General features: G+C 71.0%; 17 protein-coding genes. 10 read left to right on the forward strand and 7 right to left on the reverse strand.

The features are described from left to right. Positions 1-98: 98 nt before the first annotated feature. The 6 genes from mptB to DV20_RS37920 all read left to right on the forward strand — a co-directional run bounded on the left by mptB (position 99) and on the right by DV20_RS37920 (position 5,830). Positions 99-1,730 (forward strand): polyprenol phosphomannose-dependent alpha 1,6 mannosyltransferase MptB, encoded by a 1,632-nt coding sequence (mptB, locus tag DV20_RS37895; protein ID WP_043788342.1) that lies wholly within the window; start codon positions 99-101, stop codon positions 1,728-1,730. Between the two features lie 6 nt (positions 1,731-1,736). Next, positions 1,737-2,663, forward strand: a complete 927-nt coding sequence (locus tag DV20_RS37900) for an ABC transporter ATP-binding protein (RefSeq protein WP_043788261.1) — start codon at positions 1,737-1,739, stop codon at positions 2,661-2,663. Further along, positions 2,660-3,445: an ABC transporter permease gene (locus tag DV20_RS37905; RefSeq protein WP_043788262.1), complete on the forward strand. Its 786-nt coding sequence runs from the start codon at positions 2,660-2,662 to the stop codon at positions 3,443-3,445. The genes DV20_RS37900 and DV20_RS37905 overlap by 4 nt, the downstream gene beginning before the upstream one ends. Before the next feature lie 155 nt (positions 3,446-3,600). Further along, positions 3,601-4,566 (forward strand): COX15/CtaA family protein, encoded by a 966-nt coding sequence (locus tag DV20_RS37910; protein ID WP_043788263.1) that lies wholly within the window; start codon positions 3,601-3,603, stop codon positions 4,564-4,566. Between the two features lie 64 nt (positions 4,567-4,630). Continuing rightward, the gene (locus tag DV20_RS37915; protein WP_043788264.1) at positions 4,631-5,548 is read left to right on the forward strand and encodes an acyl-CoA desaturase; all 918 of its coding nucleotides are present in this window, start codon (positions 4,631-4,633) and stop codon (positions 5,546-5,548) included. Between the two features lie 102 nt (positions 5,549-5,650). Beyond that, complete coding sequence (locus DV20_RS37920) at positions 5,651-5,830, forward strand: hypothetical protein (RefSeq protein ID WP_043788265.1); 180 nt, start codon at positions 5,651-5,653, stop codon at positions 5,828-5,830. 59 nt (positions 5,831-5,889) lie between these two features. Here the strand turns inward: DV20_RS37920 and DV20_RS37925 are convergent, their stop codons facing one another. After that, complete coding sequence (locus DV20_RS37925; RefSeq protein WP_235191115.1) at positions 5,890-7,092, reverse strand: hypothetical protein; 1,203 nt, start codon at positions 7,090-7,092, stop codon at positions 5,890-5,892. A 181-nt stretch (positions 7,093-7,273) separates the two neighbouring features. Here DV20_RS37925 and DV20_RS37930 point away from each other — a divergent pair, with 181 nt between their 5' ends. Next, positions 7,274-7,465, forward strand: a complete 192-nt coding sequence (locus DV20_RS37930) for a hypothetical protein (protein ID WP_043788266.1) — start codon at positions 7,274-7,276, stop codon at positions 7,463-7,465. Here the strand turns inward: DV20_RS37930 and DV20_RS37935 are convergent, their stop codons facing one another. Both DV20_RS37935 and DV20_RS37940 read right to left on the reverse strand, forming a co-directional pair. Then, positions 7,466-8,326: an ATP-grasp domain-containing protein gene (locus DV20_RS37935; protein ID WP_043788267.1), complete on the reverse strand. Its 861-nt coding sequence runs from the start codon at positions 8,324-8,326 to the stop codon at positions 7,466-7,468. It abuts the gene before it with no gap. Further along, positions 8,323-8,625 (reverse strand): hypothetical protein, encoded by a 303-nt coding sequence (locus DV20_RS37940; RefSeq protein WP_043788344.1) that lies wholly within the window; start codon positions 8,623-8,625, stop codon positions 8,323-8,325. Before DV20_RS37940 ends, DV20_RS37935 begins: the two co-directional genes overlap by 4 nt. Before the next feature lie 92 nt (positions 8,626-8,717). On the opposite strand from DV20_RS37940, the gene DV20_RS37945 reads away from it, so the two are divergent. Then, positions 8,718-9,686 (forward strand): quinone oxidoreductase family protein, encoded by a 969-nt coding sequence (locus DV20_RS37945; protein WP_043788268.1) that lies wholly within the window; start codon positions 8,718-8,720, stop codon positions 9,684-9,686. Positions 9,687-9,731: 45 nt separating this feature from the next. On the opposite strand, the gene DV20_RS37950 is transcribed toward DV20_RS37945, so the two are convergent. The 4 genes from DV20_RS37950 to DV20_RS37965 form a co-directional block, all read right to left on the reverse strand. After that, positions 9,732-10,292 carry an FKBP-type peptidyl-prolyl cis-trans isomerase gene (locus DV20_RS37950; RefSeq protein ID WP_043788346.1) on the reverse strand — a complete coding sequence of 187 codons (561 nt, stop codon included), beginning with the start codon at positions 10,290-10,292 and terminating at the stop codon, positions 9,732-9,734. Positions 10,293-10,302: 10 nt separating this feature from the next. Beyond that, on the reverse strand, positions 10,303-12,540 hold the full coding sequence (locus DV20_RS37955) for a HelD family protein (RefSeq protein ID WP_043788269.1): 2,238 nt from the start codon (positions 12,538-12,540) through the stop codon (positions 10,303-10,305). 60 nt (positions 12,541-12,600) lie between these two features. Next, positions 12,601-13,032, reverse strand: a complete 432-nt coding sequence (locus tag DV20_RS37960) for a hypothetical protein (RefSeq protein ID WP_200876583.1) — start codon at positions 13,030-13,032, stop codon at positions 12,601-12,603. A 173-nt stretch (positions 13,033-13,205) separates the two neighbouring features. Continuing rightward, positions 13,206-14,186, reverse strand: coding sequence for a heme o synthase (locus tag DV20_RS37965; protein WP_043788271.1), 981 nt, complete (start codon positions 14,184-14,186; stop codon positions 13,206-13,208). 282 nt (positions 14,187-14,468) lie between these two features. On the opposite strand from DV20_RS37965, the gene tkt reads away from it, so the two are divergent. After that, the gene (gene tkt / locus DV20_RS37970) at positions 14,469-16,571 is read left to right on the forward strand and encodes a transketolase (RefSeq protein WP_043788272.1); all 2,103 of its coding nucleotides are present in this window, start codon (positions 14,469-14,471) and stop codon (positions 16,569-16,571) included. A gap of 17 nt (positions 16,572-16,588) precedes the next feature. Beyond that, complete coding sequence (tal, locus tag DV20_RS37975; protein ID WP_043788273.1) at positions 16,589-17,701, forward strand: transaldolase; 1,113 nt, start codon at positions 16,589-16,591, stop codon at positions 17,699-17,701. Positions 17,702-17,705 lie beyond the last annotated feature (4 nt).

Raw genomic sequence — 17,705 nt, forward strand, 5'->3', positions numbered from 1 at the left:
GGGTGATCGGCAAAGGCGGGGTGTCCGGCAGTGACCCGACTCACTCGCCGGGCGACCGATACCCTGCACGCGTGGCAGTGGGCGAACAGGAGCAGCAAGTGGCACGGCTCGAAACCGGGAGTGCCCACCCCGTCACGCTCTCCCCGGTCCGCCCCCGCGAGCCGCTGCCCCTGGAGGCCGGCGAGCAGCGCGGGCTGAACGTCGTCCGCCGCTTCGGCACGGTCGGGTCGCTGTTCCTCGCGCTCGGCTCCCTCGGCGCCGGCGCCGCCCCGGTGATCAACCCGGTGCAGGAGATCCCGGTGCTGCGGCTGTTCACCCGGATCCCCACGGTGTCGCTCGCCATCGCCATCTCCGGGATGGGCATCCTGGTGCTGAGCTGGCTGATGCTCGGCCGGTTCGCCCAGCCCAGCCGCACGCGCCTGGCGTCGCAGGGCCAGCTCGCGCGCACCATCGCGCTGTGGGTGCTGCCGCTGCTGGTCATCCCGCCGCTGTTCTCCCGCGACGTCTACAGCTACCTGGCGCAGAGCGAGATCGTGCACCGCGGCATGGACCCGTACGTCCTCGGCCCGGCGCAGGCCCTCGGCGTCGCCGACCCGTTCACCGCGGGCGTGTCGAACATGTGGCGCGAGACGCCGGCGCCGTACGGGCCGCTGGTGCTGCGCCTCGGCGGCTGGCTGGCGCCGATCTCGGGCAACAGCATCGCCGTCGGCGTGCTGCTGCAGCGGGCGCTGGCGCTGGTCGGGGTGATCCTCATCGTCTGGGCGCTGCCCCGGCTGGCGCGCCGCTTCGGCGTCCAGCCCGCGACCGCGCTGTGGCTCGGCGCCCTGAACCCGCTGCTGATCTTCCACTTCGTCGCCGGCGCCCACAACGACGCGCTCGCCGTCGGCCTGATGCTCGCCGGGCTGGAGGTGGGCATCCGGCGGCTGCCGATCCGCGTGAAGGGCGACACGCCGCCCCCGCTCGCGCCCGGGGAACTGCGGTACATCGCGCTCGGCGTCGCGATCATCACCCTCGGCGTCGCGGTGAAGCTGCCCGCGGTCTTCGCGCTGCCGTTCTTCGCGGTGATGGTGGCGCGACGCCGGCACGGCAGGCTGAAGGACCTCTTCCTGGCCGGCGCGCCGATGGCGCTGTGGTTCGGCGTGGTCCTGGTCGCCGTCTGCTTCGGCACCGGGCTCGGCTTCGGCTGGTTCGGGGCGACGTTCAACACCCCCGGCCTGGTCCGCTCCTGGATCTCCCCCACCGCCGAGCTGGCCAACCTCTCCGGCGTCCTGGGCATCGCGCTCGGGCTGGGCAACCACACGAACGCGCTGGTGCCGATCCTCGGCGCGCTCGGTTACCTCGTCGCGATCGGGATCACCTTCAAGTTCCTCTGGGACAGCTTCAAGTGGCGCTACCGGCCGATCATCGGGCTCGGCGTGTCCATGGGCGCGGTGATGATCCTGCAGATCAACCTGCAGCCCTGGTACGTGCTCTGGGCGGTGATCCCGCTCGCCGCCGCGGCCGGGACGTCGCGGTTCCGGGTGGCGGCGGCGGTGCTGTCGGCCGCCCTGCCGTTCCTGCTCCCGCCGACCGGCAGCACCTTCGACGGCCGCCCGTACGTCCTGCCGTTCGCCTACGGCGCGGCGATCGTCGTCTGCGGCGGCGGGATGCTGATCGTGCGGCGGCTCGCTCCCGCGTTGCTCGCCAAGCCGTCCCCGCGGGTGCCCGAGCCGGTCGACGCCGTATCGTGACCCGACGTGAGTGTCGCGGCCGTCGAGATCAGCGGGCTGGTCAAAAGTTTCGGCTCCACCCGCGCGGTCGACGGCCTCGACCTGCGGATGGAGCGCGGCAGCCTGCTCGCCCTGCTCGGCCCGAACGGGGCCGGCAAGACCACCACCGTCGAGATCTGCGAAGGCTTCCTCCGCGCTGACGCCGGCTCGGTGCGCGTGCTCGGCCTCGACCCGGTCCGCGAGTCTTCGGCGCTGCGCCCCCGCGTCGGCATCATGCCCCAGGGCGGCGGCGCGTACCCGGGCGTCCGGGCCGACGAGATGCTCCGGCTGGTGGCGTCCTGCGCCGCGACCCCGCTGGACCCGGCGTGGCTGCTGGACGTCCTCGGGCTGGCCCCGGTCCGGCGCACCCCGTTCAAGCGCCTCTCCGGCGGCCAGCAGCAGCGGCTCTCGCTGGCGTGCGCCCTGGTCGGGCGGCCGGAGCTGGTGTTCCTCGACGAGCCGACGGCGGGCATGGACCCGCAGGCCCGCCGCCTGGTGTGGGACCTGCTGGGCGCGCTGCGCGCCGACGGCGTCTCGGTGCTGCTGACGACGCACCTGATGGAAGAGGCCGAGGCGCTGGCCGACACGGTGGTGATCGTCGACCACGGCAAGGTCGTCGTGTCCGGCGCGCCGCAGTCGCTGACGATGGACGAGACGGGCAACGCGGGCCTGCGCTTCAAGGCCCGCACCCGCCTCGACACGGCCCTGCTGACGGCGGCGCTGCCGGAGGGCTACGCGGTGCGCGAGTCGGCGCCGGGGACGTACGTGGTGGCGGGCTCGATCGACCCGCAGGTGGTCTCGACGGTCACGGCGTGGTGCGCGCAGCAGGGTGTGCTGCCGGAGGAACTGCAGGTCGGCAAGCGGACCCTGGAAGAGGTCTTCCTGGAGCTGACCGGACGGGAGCTGCGGGCATGAGCGTGTTCGAGCCCGGGGTCTTCGCTCCGGCACCCGGGCGGGGGTCGCTGGGCCGCATGCTGCGCACGCACGCGCGGGTGGAGGTCAGCCTGACGCTGCGCCACGGCGAGCAGGTGCTGCTGACGCTGCTGATCCCGCTGGCGCTGCTCATCGGGTTGTCGCTGCTGGACATCCTCCCGGCGGCTTCGCTGGGCCCGGTTCCCCGAGTGGACTGGATCACACCGCGGATCCTGGCGCTGGCGGTGATGTCGTCGGCGTTCACCGGCCAGGCGATCGCCCTCGGCTTCGACCGGCGGTACGGGGTGCTGAAGCGCCTCTCGGCCACGGCGTTGCCGAGGTGGCTCCTGGTGGCGGGCCGCCTTGCGGCGGCGCTGGTGGTCGTGGTCCTGCAGTCGGTGATCATCGGCGTGGTGGCGGCGTTCCTGGGCTGGTCGCCATCGGTGGCCGGGCTCTTCTCGGCGGTCCTGTTGCTGGTCTTCGGGACGTTGGCCTTCGGAGCGCTGGGCGTGCTCTTGGGCGGCGCGCTGCGGGCGGAAGCGGTGCTGGCGCTGGCGAACATCGTGTGGTTCGTACTGCTGCTGGCGGGCGGGATCCTCCTGGCGCCGTCGTCGCTGCCTTCGGGGATGGCGCGCGTGGTGGAGCTGCTGCCGTCGGGCGCGCTGGCGGAGGGGATGCGCGCGGCCTTGGTGGACGGGTCGTTCGCGCCGGGGCCGCTGGCGGTGCTCGCGATCTGGGCGGTGGTCGCCGGAGCGGTGGCCACCCGCACGACGAAACTCACCTGAGGACCCGGCGCCGGTTGTCGTGAGTGGTGAACCGGCCTCGACACCGACGACCTGGTCCCGTCCTTGCGTGACTTAGGTCCCTTGCGGCCGTGGCCGTCTTCTGGGCGTCCGGACCGGCCGGAAGCGCGTTTTCCGTGCGCTCTACCATCGATGCCGTGCCGTTCACCAGCCTCGTCGCCCGTCTGCCGTTTCCCTCCGCCGCCGTGCAGCGGGCCGTCGGGATCGCCGCGGTCCTCGCGCAGGCGCTGATCGGCGTCACCGGGTCCATCGTGCGCGTCACCGGGTCCGGGCTCGGCTGCCCGACCTGGCCCGAATGCGTGGCCGGCAGCCTCGTGCCGAAGCACGACTCCGGGATCGACGCGCTCAACCAGTGGATCGAGTTCGGCAACCGGCTGCTGACCGGCGTCGTCATCCTGGTCGCCGCCGTCGCGGTGGTGACGGCGTGGCGCGTGCAGATCGACCACCCGGGCCGCAAGCGCCTGGTGAAGCTGGCCTGGACGATGCCCGGCGGCGTCGTGCTGCAGGCCGTCGTCGGCGGTCTCACGGTGCTTGCGAAGCTGGAGTGGTGGACCGTCGCGATCCACTTCCTCGCCACGACCCCGCTCGTCTGGCTCGCCGTCCTCCTGCTGCGCGCGTTCCGCGAAGGCGACGAAGCGCCGCGGCTCCTGGTCCCGGCGGCCGGCCGCACGATCCTGGTCCTGCTCGCCGTGGTGATGTGGCTCGTGCTGGCGGCGGGCACCACGGTGACCGGCGCCGGCCCGCACAGCGGCGACATCAACACCCACCGCCTCGACGCCCCGGTCGAGGCCCTCGCCCAGGTCCACGGCGGCCTGCTGGTGCTCTACCTGCTGCTGCTCGCCGTGTTCGGCCTGCAGCTGCTGCGCGTCGGCGCCCCGAAGAGCCTCTGGCAGCGCTACACGGTGGTCTGGGTGGTCGCCGTCGCGCAGGGTGGGCTCGGTTCGCTGCAGTACGCGCTGGGCGTGCCGGAGGCGATGGTGTCGTTCCACGTCCTGGGCGCGATGGCGGTCATCGTCGCGACGGCCTCGCTGTGGACCGGCAGCCGCGACCGCGGCCCGGTGACCTCGCTGACCGCGGCGCCGCGTGAGCTCACAGCCGCTTGACGGCAACGCTCGCTTAATCCCGCGTCAGCGTGCACGTCCCCGCCGGTGGGTTATCGTTCGCGCCATGACGTCGCGCACCGCGCCCAAGCCGATGATCTCCCACCGCCGTGGCACCGGGGAGATGCTCGTGCTCAAGACCTTCCTGCTGGTGCCGTTCGCGGCCCTGCTCGTCGCGGTCCCCCTGGTGTGGGGCTGGGGCATGAGCTGGGTCGACCTGATCCTCGCGGCGGCGTTCTACGTGTTCGCCACGCTCGGCGTGACGGTCGGCTTCCACCGGTACTTCACCCACGGCGCGTTCAAGGCGTCGCGCCCGCTCCGGGTGGTCCTGGCGATCGCGGGCAGCATGGCGGTCCAGGGCTCGGTGATCTTCTGGGTGGCCAGCCACCGCCGCCACCACGCGTTCGCCGACCGCGAGGGCGACCCGCACTCGCCGTGGCTGTTCGGCACCTCGCCGTCGGCGTTGCTGCGGGGGTTCTGGCACGCGCACATGGGGTGGATGTTCGGCCGCGAGGTGACGAACGCGGACCGCTTCGCCCCGGACCTGGTGGCGGACCCGGACGTGCGCTGGGTGAACCGCTACTTCTGGCTGTGGATCACCCTGAGCCTGGCCCTGCCGGCGATCCTCGGCGGCCTGATCTCGTGGTCCTGGTGGGGCTTCGTGACGGCGTTCTTCTGGGCGGGACTGGTCCGCATCGCGTTCCTGCACCACGTGACGTGGTCGGTGAACTCGGTGTGCCACCTGATCGGGGAACGGCCGTTCGCCAGCCGCGACAAGGCGGCCAACTTCTGGCCCCTGGCCCTGCTGTCGATGGGCGAGTCCTGGCACAACTCCCACCACGCGGACCCGACCTGCGCCCGGCACGGGGTGCTGCGGGGACAGGTGGATGTTTCGGCACGGGTGATCTGGGCGTTTGAGCGGCTCGGCTGGGCGACGGATGTCCGGTGGCCGCGGGCTGAGCGGTTGGCCGCGAAGCGGCTTTGATCACCGCAGTTGGATCACTGCGCGTAGCCGGGCCTTCTCTACCGTGTCTTACGTCGATCGATAACTTTCCGTTACTTCCCACGAAAGAACGGAAAAGGCAAAGTGAAGCTCCTCGGCGGGCAGAAGCACCACAGCGGTCGCACACTACTGGTGGCCGCGATCATGCTTGCGTTCACGACGATCGGGGCGGCCGCACCGATGGTGGCAACGCAGGAACCGGTCGTCACGGTCACCGCGGCCCCCGGCGACGGGAACGGTGGCGGCGGAAACACCGGCAACTGACGAGCCGGTTTCCGAAGGAACGGGAAGAGATCCTCGTCACGGACGCGAACTCGCGTTGGTCACGAGGATTTCCACCGAAAGGCTATTCCGTAGTTTTCTCGCGGGTGGCACCCGTCGATGAAGGTGTGCCGGACGAAACCGTCCTCGGCGGGGAGCAGGTGCGGATCACCATCCGGCGGACGGCACCGTCGCTCGTATTCGGTCTGTTCCGCATACCACCAGCAAGCTTCGGGAAGACATTCCCCGTCGAAGGTGATCTGCACGGTCAAGCCGGCCACCGGCTTGCCGTCCGGAGCGCACAGACCGGGCGCAATACCGTGGTGGTCGACGTCGACGTTGACCCACTCGCGCGCCTCGGCGAGCTCCCCGTCGAGCGCCTCGGACAAGAAGGTGTACCGCTCGCCCCGGCGAAGTGCCCGGCGGAAGCGCAGGTGAGCTCGGACGGGGTCACCCGGATGCGCTCCGGGTGAGGTGACCAGCCGGCATGCCCAAAGAGCCGTCACCGGAATCTCTTCCGGCTCGTGCGCCCAGCCGGTCAGCGCGTGCACGCGATAGCCGTCGACACCGTCCTCACAGGCGATGATGTCGCGTTCGGTGATGCGGCGACGCACCGTTCTGCGATGCATCACCGCGGTGACGATCATGCGTTCCACGAACACCGGCTGCGCTCCCTTGGACGCCACCCGAGCTCGCCAGCCGACGCGCTCGTCGCTCGCGACCTCCACGACGGCACGCCCGATGTCGATGTAGAACCGCCAGCCCGGTTCGTCCAGGGAGACCAGTTTCCTCGCCAAGCAGCCGGCCAAGTCGCCGACGGCTCGACCCCATGCTTTGTGCATCGGCGTGGTGGTGCTGGGTGGCGGATCACCGAAGACGCCCCGCAACCGCATCAGCTGTTTGAAACGGTCCTCGAGCGCCGCCTTCCACGTGGTTTCCCCAGGCGCCGGCGGTATCCGGAAGGCCGCCAGCAGAGTGTTGCGGCGGCGCGAATCCCCCGCCGAGCCGAGCTTGCCGATCTCGTCGGTGATCAGCCCCAACACGGCGTACGCGCGCGATTCGGGCGGTTCGGCGGACAACACCGCCGTCGGCGCCACCAAAGAGCGGAGTGCGGCGGCCGACTTGCTCGCCGGCTCTTCGATCGCATAGCGGAGGAACCGGATCGGTCCGCCGTTCGGACGAGTCGCCAACCACCGCAGGGCCTCTTCGACCTTCCCCGGGCAAGCCGGCTCGTCGACGCGCTCTCCGTCCATCGGGATGGTCACGACATCCTCCACCGGCAATGATCGACAATCTCCCGGCAACTCCGGACAACGACGAGAGGTCGTCGACAGCCGGATGGCGACGAGAAACCGGCCGAGGAAACAAAAGATCATTTCCGGTCCGCCCAGTCCGGGGTCACCATTGCCCTAGGCGTACTAGTACACCATCAAGAGAGGGAGAACAATGGCCCAGGACGTCGCCGGAAGATCGGATACGCCGTCGCCCCGGCGGGACGACGGCCGCCCACTTCGCGAATTGATCAAAGCCGGCCTGGCCGGCATCGGCGGGCTCTATTTGATCACCGGCTCATTGGCCGTGACCGCAATCGGGGCGATCGTCGCGATCGTTCTCGTGGCCGCGCAGGCGGCCCGGTGACTACGCCAGCTGCTGCCGCACCGCCGAGGCGAAGCGCGTCGGTGCGCTCGCGTCCGCCTGGCGGAAGCCCAGCGACGGCTCCGTCAGCTCCAGCTCCAGCAGCAACGGCTTCCCGTCGCCCCCACGCACCAGGTCCACCCGCGCGTACAGCAGCTCGGCCCGCAGGATCCCCAGCAACGCCGAAGCCGCGTCCAGGACGTCCTCCGCCAGCGCCACCGCGTCCGCGGGCGGCGAGGCCGGCGCCAGCTCCTCCGCCAGGTACAGCCCCGAAGAATCCATTGTGGACCCCAGCATCGCACCCTTGGTGAACGCGTGGGAATAGATTCCGCCGAGGTACACCAGGGCCAGCTCACCAGATGTGTCCACACTGGACTGGTAGGGCTGGATCAACGCCGTGTGCCCCTCGGCGTGCAAGGAGGCCACGTGCGAGGACGCGTCGGCCCCGGCGGCGAACCGGGCCGCACCACGCGATCCCGCTCCCACCGATGGCTTCACCACGAAGTCCGACGACGGGAACGCGGCCTTCGAGTCGGGCGGGACCAGCGAAGTGGGCACCACCGCCACGCCCGCGTCGAGCAGCTCCACCAGGTACGACTTGTCCGTGTTCCAGCGCACCACGGCCGCGGAGTTGAGCAACGACGGCACCGACTCGCACCACGCGAGGAACTCCGCGCGGCGGGACGGGTAGTCCCAGGTCGCGCGCAGGATCACCGCGTCCGCCGAGGCGAAGTCGAACGCCGAATCCCAGGGTGCCCACGAAACCGAAAAGCCCAGCGAGGACAACGCCGGCACGACCGCGTCGTCGTCGCCGTCACCCGAGGGGAGTTCCGCGCAGCTGACCAGGACCGCCGTGCGGCTCACTTGCCTGCCATCTTGCGGCGGTGCTCCGGGCCGATCTTCGTCTGGTTGACCGTCTCCGCGTCCCACGTCGCCGGGGCGAGGTCCTCGACCGCCTCGATCAGCGCCTCGCCGGTGGCCACCGAGGGCACCACCACGTCGCCGAGGGCGCCGTCCGCGCCCACCAGCACGACGCGCGCTCCGGCGCGGCCGATGTTCTCCACCACCGCGCGGGACGGCTTGCCGTGCGCCTTCACGAACTTGCGGGCCGCGCCCAGCTGTGCGCTGGTCGGCGGGACGACAGCTTCAGATGATTCGGACACGTACGGAACCATAACCAACGGAGAGCCGGAACGCGGAACAGCGTGGCGTCGGCCATAGTTGCACCCGGGAGAACCCGACCCGAGGAGGAACCATGCCCACCGCAGTGCAGGTGACGAAGACCGGCGGCCCGGAAGTGCTCGAACCGGCCGAAGTGGACGTCCGCGCCCCGCAGGCCGGCGAACTCCTGGTCGACGTCGCCGCGGCCGGGGTCAACTACATCGACACCTATCAGCGCCAGGGCATCTACCCGATGGACCTGCCCTTCGTGCTCGGTCTCGAGGGCGCCGGCACGGTCGTGGAGGCGGGCGCCGACACCGGCTTCGCGCCCGGGGACCGCGTCGCCTGGCAGGGGTCGATCGGCAGCTACGCCGCCCGCAAGCTCGTCCCGGCGTCGGTCGCGGTGCGGGTCCCCGAAGGTGTCTCCCTCGAGACCGCCGCCGCCACCATGCTGCAGGGCATCACCGCGCACTACCTGGTCGCCTCGACCTTCGAGGTCAAGGCGGGCCACGACGTGCTCGTCCACGCCGCCGCGGGCGGTGTCGGCCTGCTGCTGGTGCAGCTGGCGAAGGCGCGCGGCGCCCGCGTCATCGGCACGGTGTCGACCGAGGAGAAGGCGAAGCTGGCCCGCGAAGCCGGCGCCGACGAGGTCATCCGCTACGACCGCGACGACTTCGCGAAGATCACCCGCGAGCTGACGAACGGCGAGGGCGTCGACGTCGTGTACGACGGCGTCGGCAAGGACACCATCGACGGCAGCCTGGCCAGCCTGAAGGTCCGCGGCCTGCTCGCGCTCTTCGGCGCCTCCAGCGGCCCAGTCCCGCCGCTCGACCCGCAGCGCCTCAACTCCGGCGGCTCGCTCTACCTGACCCGCCCGACGTCCGGCCACTACGTCCGCACCCGCGAGGAGCTGGACTGGCGCGCGAAGGAGCTCTTCGACGCCATCGCGGCCGGGCAGCTCGACATCCGCATCGGCGGCAAGTACCCGCTGGCCGACGCCCGCAAGGCCCACGAGGACCTGCAGGGCCGCCGCACCACCGGCAAGCTCCTGCTCATCCCCTGACGCGAAAAGCGGCACTTTCACGTGAAAGTGCCGCTTTCGGCGTTCTCAGGCGGTGGGGACGGAGACGGCGTCGGTGACGAAGACCAGCGTCTCGTTCGGCTTGATGCCCTGGCCGCCCTCACGGTAGGCGAGGTCCGGCGGGATGATCAGCAGGCGGCGGGCGCCCTGCTTGACGCCGACCAGGCCCTGGTCCCAGCCCGGGATCACCCTGCCCGCGCCCAGCTGCAGCTCGAACGGCTCGCCGCGGTCGAAGGAGCTGTCCAGCTTCTTCTTGTCCGACCAGGTGACCAGCGAATAGTTCATCTTCAGGTTCTGGCCGGCCTTCGCGCCGTTGCCGGTGCCGTCGGACAGGTCCTTGGTGATCAGCTTCTTCGGCGGGTCGCAGTCGTCCGGGATGGTGATCGTCGGCGCCTCGCCGAACTTCCCTGTCGTCTTGACGTCGTCCGCGGTGCACTCGCGGCCCTTGCTCTGGGTCGCCTGGGCGGCGTCGGACGACGGGACGGGCGGCCCCGCCGGTGCGGCCGTCTCGGTCTTGGCCTGCTGGCCGCACGCGGCCAGCGACAGCGCCGCCGCGGCGGCGACCACGATCTTCCCGATTTTCTGCATGCCGGGCACCCTAGCCAAGCACGGAGAGTGCCGGGACGTCGTCACCGGTGGCGACCACGCCGAGCCGCCGCGTCGCCCGCGTCAGGGCCACGTACAGGTCGTTGAGCCCGCGTGGCGAGCCCGAGACGACCTCGTCCGGCGCGACCAGTACCACCGAGTCGAACTCCAGGCCCTTGGACCGCTCCACCGTCAGCACGCTCAGCCGCTCGTCGTGCTCCGAAAGCAGCGCCGACACCTCGTCGAAGCGGCTCGCGGGCACCAGGACCGCCACCGTGCCGCCGTCCACTTCGGACAGCTCGCGGGCCGCCAGCCCGGGCAGCTCCGCCGCGAGGTCGCCGGGCCGCACCGACCACGGGGAGACCCCGGTCTCCCGCACCGACGACGGCGCCGACAACGACGGGTCGACCTCGTGCAGCACCCGCGCCGCGACGGCCATGATCTCGGCGGGCGTGCGGTAGTTCACGGTCAGCTGCTCCAGCCGCCAGCGGTCCTCGACGTACGGCGAGAGCACCTCGCCCCAGGACCGCGCCCCGCCCGCCGCGCCGGTCTGGGCGACGTCCCCGACCAGGGTCATCGAGCGGTTCGGCGTGCGCCGCATGAGCAGCCGCCAGTCCATCGCCGAAAGCTCCTGGGCCTCGTCGACGATCACGTGCCCGAACGTCCAGGTCCGGTCCTGCGCGGCTCGCTGGGCGGCGGTCAGCTCGCTGCGCGCCTGCTGGCGTTCGGCGAACAGCTCGGCGTCGAGGACGTCCGAGACGCGCAGCAGCTCCTCGTCGATGATCTCTTCGTCCTGCTCGAGGATGTCGAGCACGCCCTCGGCGTACGCACGCTGCTCGCGCTCACGGCGTTTGCGCTCGACGCGGGCCTCGGTGTCGTCGACACCGATCAGCTCGGCGAGCTCGTCGAGCAGCGGCACGTCCGCCGGGGTCCAGCGGGCGTCGCGGCCGCTTTCCAACAGGGCCCGATCACCGGGAGACAGCAGCTTGCCGGCGGCGCGGTCGAGCCGTTCGCGGTCGGCGAACAGGTCGTCGAGCACGCCTTCCGGGGTCAGCACCGGCCAGAGTTCGTCCAGCGCGGCGGCGACGTTGTCGTCGGCGGCCAGCTCGGCCCGGATGTCCTGCAGGTCCTGACCGTCCAGGAGGTCGTCCCCCAGCTTGCGGGCGGCTTGGCGGGTGAGCGCGTCGAGGACGTCGGAGACGAACAGGCGCCGCGCCGGGTTGTGCGGGCGCCGCGAGCGGCGGGCGCGGGTCCGGGCTTCGGTGCACGTCTTGCGGTCCAGCCGCAGCACGTCGTGCTCGTACTCGATCTCCATGACGGGCTCGGGCACGCGCTGGCGGTCGCGCACGGCGTTGGCCAGCACGTCGGCCATCACCAGCCGGCCCTTGACCTCGGTCGTCTCGCGCGGCTCGACGCCGTCGGCGGTCAGGCCCGGGTAGAGCTGGCCGATGGTGGCGAGCAGCACGCCGGTCTCGCCCAGCGACGGCAGCACCTGGCCGATGTAGCGCAGGAACGTGCTGTTCGGGCCGACGACGAGCACGCCGCGGGTGGTGAGCTGCTGGCGGTGGGTGTAGAGCAGGTAGGCCGCGCGGTGCAGCGCGACGGCGGTCTTGCCGGTGCCCGGGCCGCCCTGCACGACCATGACGCCGCCGAGCGGGGCGCGGATGATGCGGTCCTGCTCGGCCTGGATGGTCGCGACGATGTCGCTCATCTCGCCGGTGCGGCGCTGCTCGAGCGCGGCCAGCAGCGCGGCTTCGCCGGCCAGCCCCAGGTCCTGGCCCTGGTCGGCGGCGGTGAGGTCGAGGATCTCGTCGTCGAAGCCGGTGACCTTGCGGCTCAGCGACCGCAGGTGCCGCCGTCGCCGCACCCCTTCCGGTGACGCCGCGGTGGCCAGGTAGAACGGCCGCGCGACCGGCGCCCGCCAGTCGACGAGCAGCGGCTTGTAGTCGTCGTCTTCGTCGAACAGCCCGAGCCGGCCGATGTAGGTGGTCTCCTCGGCGCTTTCGGGGACGAAGTCGAGCCGTCCGAAGGCCAGCCCCTGCTCGACGGAGCCGAGCTGGGCGAGCCGGTCGGTGTAGAGGGTCGTGGCGACGTCACGCTCGGTGCGGGCCTGCGGCGTGCCGCCGGTCTGCCGCAGCGTCTCGTCGAGGCGGCGCTGGGCTTCGAGGCGCTCGGCGTCGAGCTTCGTGTAGAGGGTGGTGACGTACGCCTGCTCGCGGGCGAGCTCGGCGGAGAAGTCGTCCGAAGACAAAGATCCTGCTTTCGCCTCGAGGAAAAGAGCCAACGAAGTTTAACGGCGCCCGCGGCGCGATCATTCCGTCCGCAGGTCGCAGTAGGGAAAGACCTCGGCACCCGGGGCGCCCCCGGGCAGCACCCGCTCCCCCGGCGCGCACGACACGCTCGACGGCGGCAGCTGCTCGCCGCGGGTGATGCGCCCGGTCGCGTCGCGGAAGAGCACGGCGGCACCGCGGCTGGTCAGCGCGCGGCAGTTCCCGGAGTGGTAGCGGACGCCACCCGGCACCACGGTGGCGGTCACCGGGGTGAAGCCGCCCAGGGCCTCGGGGGCGAGCCAGATCACCGGGCCGGGGACCGGCCGGTCGAGCGCGACGCCGATCCGCTGTCCCGGGAGCAGCACCGGCACTTCGGCGGTCCGGGTGCCGGACGTCACCGCGATCCGGTAGGCGGCGAGGGCGCTGGTGTTCTCCAGCACGGCGGCACCCGGGCCCTGCTCGGCGACGCGCACACCGCCGCCGTCGGGCGCCGGGCCGGGGACCGCGGTGATCCGTTTCGGGATGGCGCAGCCGCCGGTGAGCAGGCTCTCGTCCAGGGCCGGGAGCTTCCCGCGGCCGAGGAGAACCAGCAGGCCGAGGACGACGACCGCGGTGACCGCGGTCCCGATCCGTCTCAGAACCGGATTCAGAACGGCAGGCCGAGCGTCGGCAGCCCGATCGCCGAGTCGACGGCCAGGGCGACGAACACGATCATCAGGTACGTGTTCGACCGGTGGAACAGCGCCATCGGCTTGGTCTCCTCGCCGCGCCGCACCGCCGCCTGCAGGCTGTGCGCGTAGAAGAGGAACCAGCCGCCCGCCAGGATCGCGAACGTGCCGTACAGCCAGGACGTCACCGGGAGCAGCAGCAGCGTCCACGCCACCATCACCCACGAGTAGATGACGATCTGGCGGGCGACGTGCTGGGCGGTGGCGACCACCGGCAGCATCGGGACGCCGGCGCGCTCGTAGTCGTCGCGGTACTTCATGCCCAGCGCCCACGTGTGCGGAGGCGTCCAGAAGAAGATCACGCCGAACATCACGAACGCCGGCCACTGGACCGTGCCGGTGACGGCGGCCCAGCCGATCACCACCGGCATGCAGCCCGCCGCGCCGCCCCAGACCACGTTCTGTGACGTGCGCCGCTTGAGGCCGAGCGTGTAGACGAAGATGTAGAAGAGGATCGTCGCGATCGCCAGGACCGCCGAGAGCAGGTTGACCGTGAGATAAAGCACGACGGCCGAGGCGACGCCCATCACCAGGCCGAAGACCAGCGCGCCGCGGCGGGGCACCGAGTCCTTGACCAGCGGGCGGCGCTTCGTGCGGTTCATCACCTTGTCGATGTCCGCGTCGATCACGCAGTTGAGCGCGTTCGCGCTGCCCGCGGCCATCGTCCCGCCGACCAGCGTGGCCAGGACCAGCCACGGCGAGGGGATCTGACGGCCGGCGAGGAACATCGCCGGGATGGTGGTCACCAGCAGGAGCTCGATCACCCGGGGTTTGGCCAGCGCGGCATAGGCGCCGACGACCCGGCGGAGGCTGCGCCGCTCACCGTGCGGTCGTTCACCGGTCGGGTGCACGGCGCTGGTGTCTTCACTGCGTCCGTGCGCAGCGTTCACCGGCGACATTTCACTCCCTGAGTCAGGTTCGGGCGGGACAGTCCGGGTAGCCGAAGAACCAGCCCTACTGAACCCTGAACCGATGTTAGACGTGGTGAATCGCGTGGGTGATCGCGGGTCCTCGACCGGCCCAAGCACTAGGCTGGCCGCGACGGGCCGCGATTGCCCCTGCGCATGGCCGCGAGCAGGAATATCGTCCCTTCGGGATCGATTGAGATAAGTAGCCGCGCGTACGGGTAACCGGAACGAGGAAGACCAGCCGCAACCATCATGACCGGGAGTTGGAGTTCAGTGTCCGAAACCGCCACTACCAGCGAGAACAACCCACTCCTCCGGCGCAACACGCCCGCCGACTGGACCGACACCGACACCCGGGCCGTGGACACCGTCCGGGTGCTCGCCGCCGACGCGGTGGAGAACTGCGGCAGCGGCCACCCCGGCACCGCGATGAGCCTGGCGCCGCTCGCCTACACGCTCTTCCAGCGCACCATGCGGCACGACCCGAACGACCAGCACTGGCCGGCCCGCGACCGGTTCGTGCTCTCGGCCGGCCACTCGAGCCTCACCCTCTACATCCAGCTGTTCCTCGCCGGCTACGGCCTCGAGCTCGAGGACCTCAAGCAGCTGCGCAAGTGGGGCTCCAAGACCCCGGGTCACCCGGAGTACCGCCACACCGACGGCGTCGAGACCACCACCGGCCCGCTCGGCCAGGGCCTGGCCAACGCCGTGGGCATGGCGATGGCGGCCCGCCGCGAGCGCGGCCTGCTGGACCCGGACGCCGCCCCCGGCGAGAGCATCTTCGACCACCACATCTACGTGATCGCCTCCGACGGCGACATCGAAGAGGGCGTCACCTCCGAGGCCTCGTCCATCGCGGGCCGCCAGGAGCTGGGGAACCTGATCGTCTTCTACGACGACAACAAGATCTCGATCGAGGACGACACCAACATCGCCCTGTCCGAGGACACCGTCGCGCGCTACGAGGCCTACGGGTGGCACACCCAGGTCGTCGAGGGCGGCGAGGACGTCGTCGCGATCGAGGAGGCCATCAAGGCCGCCAAGGCCGAGACGCAGCGGCCGTCGTTCATCGCGCTGCGGACCGTCATCGGCTACCCGGCCCCGAAGAAGATGGGCACCGGCAAGGCGCACGGCGCCGCACTGGGCGGCGAAGAGGTCGCCGCGGTGAAGAAGATCCTCGGCTTCGACCCGGAGCAGTCGTTCCAGGTCGAGGACGACGTGCTCAAGCACACCCGCCAGGCCGCCGAGCGCGGCCGGGCCGCGCACGCCGAGTGGCAGGAGAAGTACGAGGCCTGGGCCGCCGCCAACCCGGAGCGCAAGAAGCTCGGCGACCGGATGGCCACCCGCACGCTGCCCGAGGGCTTCGCCGACAACCTGCCGAAGTGGGACCCGGACCCCAAGGGCGTCGCGACCCGCAAGGCCTCCGGTGAGGTGCTCAACGCCCTCGCCGAGCCGCTGCCGGAGCTGTGGGGCGGCTCGGCCGACCTGGCCGAGAGCAACAACACGACGATGAAGGGCGCCGACTCGTTCGGTCCCGAGAAGGCCGCCACCGACATGTGGCAGGCCAACCCGTACGGCCGGACGCTGCACTTCGGCGTCCGCGAGCACGCCATGGGCTCGATCCTCAACGGGATCGCGCTGCACGGCGGCACCCGCCCGTACGGGGCGACGTTCCTCATCTTCTCCGACTACATGCGCCCGCCGGTCCGGCTGGCCGCGCTGATGAAGGCGCCGGTCACCTACGTGTGGACGCACGACTCGATCGGCCTCGGCGAGGACGGCCCGACGCACCAGCCGATCGAGCAGCTCTCCGCGCTGCGGGCGATCCCGGGCCTCAACGTCGTCCGCCCGGCGGACGCCAACGAGACCGCCTACGCCTGGAAGGCCGTGCTGGAGGACACCGAGCACCCGTCCGGGCTGGCGCTGACCCGCCAGAACGTGCCGGTGCTCGAGGGCACCAGCGCCGAGGGCGTCGCCAAGGGCGGCTACGTCCTGGCCGACTCCGACGGCACCCCGGACGTGGTCCTCATCGCCACCGGCTCCGAGGTCCAGCTGGCGGTCGAGGCGAAGAAGACCCTGGACGCCGACGGCGTCAAGGCGCGCGTCGTGTCCATGCCGTGCGTCGAGTGGTTCGACGCGCAGGACGCGGCGTACCGCGAATCCGTCATCCCGGCCGGCGTGAAGGCCCGCGTGTCCGTCGAGGCGGGCGTCGCCCAGTCGTGGCACCGCTTCACCGGTGACGCCGGGGTGAACGTTTCGATCGAGCACTTCGGCGCCTCCGCCGATGCCGCCACACTGTTCCGTGAGTTCGGGTTCACCGCGGAAGCCGTCGTCGAGGCCGCCCGCCGCTCGATCCAGAACACCAAGAATTCCTGAAGGGGATGACACAGCACATGAGCACCGACAAGCTCGCTCAGCTGTCCGAGGCCGGCGTATCCATCTGGCTCGACGACCTCTCGCGTGAACGCCTCAACACCGGCAACCTGGCCGCGCTGATCCGCGACAAGCACGTCGTCGGCGTGACGACCAACCCGACGATCTTCGCCAACGCGATGTCGAAGGGTGACGCCTACGACGAGCGGACCCGGGAGCTGGCCGCCCAGGGCGCCGACGTCGAGGCGACCATCCGCGACCTGACGACGACCGACGTGCGCAACGCCGCGGACCTGTTCCGCGACGTCTACACGGCCACGAACGGCGTCGACGGCCGTGTCTCGATCGAGGTCGACCCGCGGCTGGCCAAGGACACCGACAAGACGGTGGCCGAGGCGAAGGACCTGTGGAAGACCGTCGACCGGCCGAACGTGCTGATCAAGATCCCGGCCACCGAAGAGGGCCTGCCGGCGATCACCGCCACCCTCGCCGAGGGCATCAGCGTCAACGTCACGCTGATCTTCTCGGTCGAGCGCTACAAGAAGGTCATCGAGGCCTACTTCGCGGGCCTGGAGCAGGCGAAGGCCAACGGCCACGACCTGCGCGGCATCCACTCGGTGGCGTCGTTCTTCGTCTCCCGCGTGGACACCGAGATCGACAAGCGCCTGGAAGCCATCGGCACCGACGAGGCACTGGCCCTGCGCGGGAAGGCGGCCGTCGCCAACGCCCGCCTCGCCTACGCGGCCTTCGAGGAGCTGTTCGCCTCGGACCGCTGGAAGGCCCTCGCGGCCGACGGCGCCAACGCGCAGCGCCCGCTGTGGGCCTCGACCGGGGTGAAGAACCCGGACTACTCCCCCACGCTGTACGTCGACGACCTGGTGGTGGCGAACACCGTCAACACCATGCCGGAGAAGACCCTCGACGCCGTCGCGGAGCACGCCGACCTCCAGGGCGACCGGGTCAGCGGCCACGGCAAGGACGCGCAGAAGGTCTTCGACCAGCTCGAGGCCGTCGGCATCGACATCCGCGACGTCTTCCTGACGCTGGAGAACGAGGGCGTCGAGAAGTTCGAGAAGTCGTGGACCGAGCTTCTGGACACCGTGAACGGGCAGCTCGAGCAGGCGAAGGGCTGAAGCA

Source organism: Amycolatopsis rifamycinica, from assembly GCF_000695625.1.
In the GTDB taxonomy this organism is placed as follows: Bacteria; Actinomycetota; Actinomycetes; order Mycobacteriales; family Pseudonocardiaceae; genus Amycolatopsis; species Amycolatopsis rifamycinica.

Excerpts from the sequence above, each read along its gene's own strand:
- DV20_RS37905 (WP_043788262.1), top strand. The coding sequence starts at position 2,660 with ATGAGCGTGTTCGAGCCCGGGGTCTTCGCTCCGGCACCCGGGCGGGGG.
- DV20_RS37915 (WP_043788264.1), top strand. The coding sequence starts at position 4,631 with ATGACGTCGCGCACCGCGCCCAAGCCGATGATCTCCCACCGCCGTGGC.
- DV20_RS37930 (WP_043788266.1), top strand. The coding sequence starts at position 7,274 with ATGGCCCAGGACGTCGCCGGAAGATCGGATACGCCGTCGCCCCGGCGG.
- DV20_RS37945 (WP_043788268.1), top strand. The coding sequence starts at position 8,718 with ATGCCCACCGCAGTGCAGGTGACGAAGACCGGCGGCCCGGAAGTGCTC.
- DV20_RS37950 (WP_043788346.1), bottom strand. The coding sequence starts at position 10,292 with ATGCAGAAAATCGGGAAGATCGTGGTCGCCGCCGCGGCGGCGCTGTCG.
- DV20_RS37965 (WP_043788271.1), bottom strand. The coding sequence starts at position 14,186 with ATGTCGCCGGTGAACGCTGCGCACGGACGCAGTGAAGACACCAGCGCC.
- tal (WP_043788273.1), top strand. The coding sequence starts at position 16,589 with ATGAGCACCGACAAGCTCGCTCAGCTGTCCGAGGCCGGCGTATCCATC.